We start from the raw sequence: 3,162 nt of genomic DNA, 5'->3' as shown, positions 1-3,162 counted from the left end.
GATGACCAAGTGGAACACCACGGGCAGCGAGGCTCGCGGCTCCGCCGCGCGCAACACCAGCCAGCGCCTCAGTCAGCCCGACAACACCGCGGACCCCCTCACACCCAAGAACGTCGGTGGATCGAGGCTAAGAGAGAGAACCCCATGACCGCACTGCCCGCCACCCGACACGCCACACCGAGCCAGCCCCTGGGTCACGAGGCGATTTCCGCGAACTCCTCTACGACGGCCCGACGGGTCCTCGCGGTCCTTCGAATCGCGACCGGCTTCATCTTCCTCTGGGCCTTCCTCGACAAACTTCTCGGACTCGGATACTCGACACCCGCCGCGAAAGCCTGGATCAACGGCGGAACCCCGAGCCAGGGATTCCTGAACAGCCCCTCCGTCGTCGGGCCGCTGAAGCCGTTCTACGCCGCGATCGCCAGCCCCACAACCGACATCCTCTTCATGCTCGGAATGCTCGCCATCGGCATCGCCGTCATCCTCGGCATCGGACTCCGCGTCAGCGCCGTAGCCGGCACCATCATCATGCTGTTCATGCACCTCGCCGAATGGTCCTTCGGCCAGAACGCCGCATCCACCAACCCCGTTGTCGATTACCACATCATCTACGCTCTCGCCCTCATAACCATCGCCGCCCTCTCGGCCGGAGACACCTGGGGCCTCGGCAGCGCCTGGAAGAAGCTGACGATCGTCCAGCGCCACCGCTGGCTCATCTGATCACCCCTTCCCTTTCTCATCTGAAAACGGCAAAGGAAAAGCCTCACATGGTCATGACCACACAGGACTTCACCGAATGGTCCCCCCAGGGCCCCGTCACCGAACTCTCCACCGAACACTGCTGGCGTCTCCTCACGGAGACGAATATCGGGCGGCTCGGCGTGAGCGTCGACAACCAGCCGGAGATCTACCCGGTCAACTACATCGCCGACGGAACATCCGTCGTCTTCAGGACCGCGAGGGGAACCAAACTCAACGAACTCCTGAGCAACAACAGCGTCGTCTTCGAAGTCGACGAACAGGTGGAGAACGGCGCCTGGAGCGTCACCCTGAAGGGAACCGCCACGGTGCTCGGGCCGGAGATCCCCGGCGCGTCGACGGCGGATGAGACCCTCCCCCGTTGGGTACCGACGGCGGAGTACCTCTACGTACGCATCACACCCCGCGACATCCGCGGCCGCCGATTCGAACACCAACTCCGCCCCATCATCCCTGAGAACTAACCGCGGATACCCGCCTCGAGCCGCTCCAGACACACACGAATCATCACCAACTGTCTGCCACCCGACGGGACCTAGCCCACTTCACCAGCCCTCCCGACCCACGGGTCTGCCCAGAGTTTGGTTGTCACCTTGACGCGCCTGGTGCTGGAACGACATTCATCAGGGCTACGGCGTTCGATCCGGGCTACATGGGGTCAGACTTCTCGACGACCTAACCACCGAGGCCGTCTGCGAAGCGGTAGAACGAGAACCGGTCGTGTCATTACTTCTGAAGCCGGTCGCGGATGGCGGCATCTAGGAAATCCACGACTGTCATTTCGTTTGCTTGCAGGTACTCGTCTAGGCGATCCCGCAAGGCAATTTCGATCTTTGACGAGAAGGGTTCCATGCGGCGTTTACTTCTTGGTCGACCCGCGCCTACACGTCGAGGCTCTGGTACTGACCGGTCGGCCGGGACGGACTCCCCTCCCCCGTTGACCGTCCCGGCGCCTGCGCCGGCGCTAGCCGGCGCCGTAGGAGCTCGCGTTATCGATTCGACAACATCAGCGGCCGGCGCTTTGCGGATAGAAGACTTGCGGTCAATTGGACTCATTTAGTTCCTCCGTCTATTCGTCGCGCATGCTCCACGAAACGCTCCGTCATGATTGACGCACCTCTGCTCGTGAGCTTTGTTAGCGGTATGCGGCCGCTAACCGAATCCTGCATTGCAGTTCTCAGCGGTAGATATGGCTCAAGCACCCTGTCGCCGTACTCGCCGATTAGCTCGTTGATCTGGAATGAATGTTCCGCAGTCGCTGGTGAACTGAGCTTGTTGACGATGATCCCTTGGAAGGTGAGGCCCGGATTGAGGTGAGGTAAGCCCTTTACCTTGTTGATTGTGTCTAGGAACTCCCCCACCCCTTTGACCGAAAAGGCCGCAGGCTCGGTGACGGCAATAACTGTCTCGGCCCAGATCAACCCGTTCAGAGTCAATCGACCCAATGCTGGGGGTAGGTCAATGAGAATGTGGTCGTACTGCTGGAGTTCCACGGCGTCCCATGCTGCGGTCTTAAGTCGCATTTCGGGGGTCATCAATGACTCGGACTCGATTCTGGATAGCGCGCCGGAGCTGGGTACTGCATCTATCCCCCGCCAGGAGGTTTCAGTGATTGCTTGCCCGAGTGTGCCCGCTTCTCCCCCGTACAGAACGTCGAAGATGTCGAATTCGCCATGCGCTTCGAGTGCGGCAGTTGTGTCAGCCTGCGGATCGAGATCGACGACCAGTACTCGCTTGTTCAGCAGTGTTAAACCGGTGGCTAGTCCGAGGGTCACAGATGTCTTCCCCACGCCACCTTTTCTGTTACCAATAGCCGTAATCCTGGGGGGCATGCTTCTCCTTCGACGCTCTGAGCGTACTTTATTTACGTCTTTCAATCTATCTATCATTACGTCTGTCATGACGTATTTATTTCACCGACTCCTCCGTATCGCTCGCGAGTACCACTCAGACGAGAATGAGCCGTCCTGGGGCGCTGGTCTCAGATCCTCGGCTATGCCAGCTATTTTAAATAGCCCACCTAACGGAGCATGGGGAACACGGATAAGTTTAATTACGTCTATCTGTCCAGACATAATTATTTGAATTGCTATTCGACCAGTCACCTCTCATAGCCGCGGTCTCGTTCCTGGTCAGACCGGGTGGGGGGAGTCCAGTGCCGGTCGCGGTTTCGTTCTGCGGCTTCACGATCGGCTTGCGCTCCTTGTGCAGCTTGTCGATCGCGTTCTTGTTGCGCGGTGGTTGCGGCTACGGCGTTGGCGTGTCGCGCGTCAGAATAGTTGGCAGGGGTAGTTAGTTGCTGATGCAACGCCCCAGCTGAGAGGTCTGAGTCATGAGTCGTCCACCGACGATCCCGGCGGAGAAGAAGCTCCGCATTGTGTTGTCCATTTTGCAGAACGAGAT

General features: G+C 59.4%; 3 protein-coding genes. 2 read left to right on the top strand and 1 reads right to left on the bottom strand.

Annotated features, from left to right (window positions below; all coding sequences use genetic code 11):
• Window positions 1–144: 144 nt before the first annotated feature.
• Together B7R24_RS02080 and B7R24_RS02075 are read left to right on the top strand one after the other, a co-directional pair.
• On the top strand, window positions 145–720 hold the full coding sequence (locus tag B7R24_RS02080; RefSeq protein ID WP_116417340.1) for a DoxX family protein: 576 nt from the start codon (window positions 145–147) through the stop codon (window positions 718–720).
• A 47-nt stretch (window positions 721–767) separates the two neighbouring features.
• On the top strand, window positions 768–1,223 hold the full coding sequence (locus tag B7R24_RS02075; RefSeq protein WP_116417339.1) for a pyridoxamine 5'-phosphate oxidase family protein: 456 nt from the start codon (window positions 768–770) through the stop codon (window positions 1,221–1,223).
• Between the two features lie 588 nt (window positions 1,224–1,811).
• On the opposite strand, the gene B7R24_RS02065 is transcribed toward B7R24_RS02075, so the two are convergent.
• A complete protein-coding gene (locus tag B7R24_RS02065; RefSeq protein WP_253259224.1) occupies window positions 1,812–2,660 on the bottom strand; it encodes a ParA family protein in 849 nt (282 codons plus the stop codon).
• Window positions 2,661–3,162: the final 502 nt, after the last annotated feature.

This window comes from Subtercola boreus (assembly GCF_003399645.1).
GTDB lineage: Bacteria > Actinomycetota > Actinomycetes > Actinomycetales > Microbacteriaceae > Subtercola > Subtercola boreus_A.
Note: the sequence above shows the minus strand (reverse complement) of the source record. Positions and strands in the feature narration are given on the sequence as shown.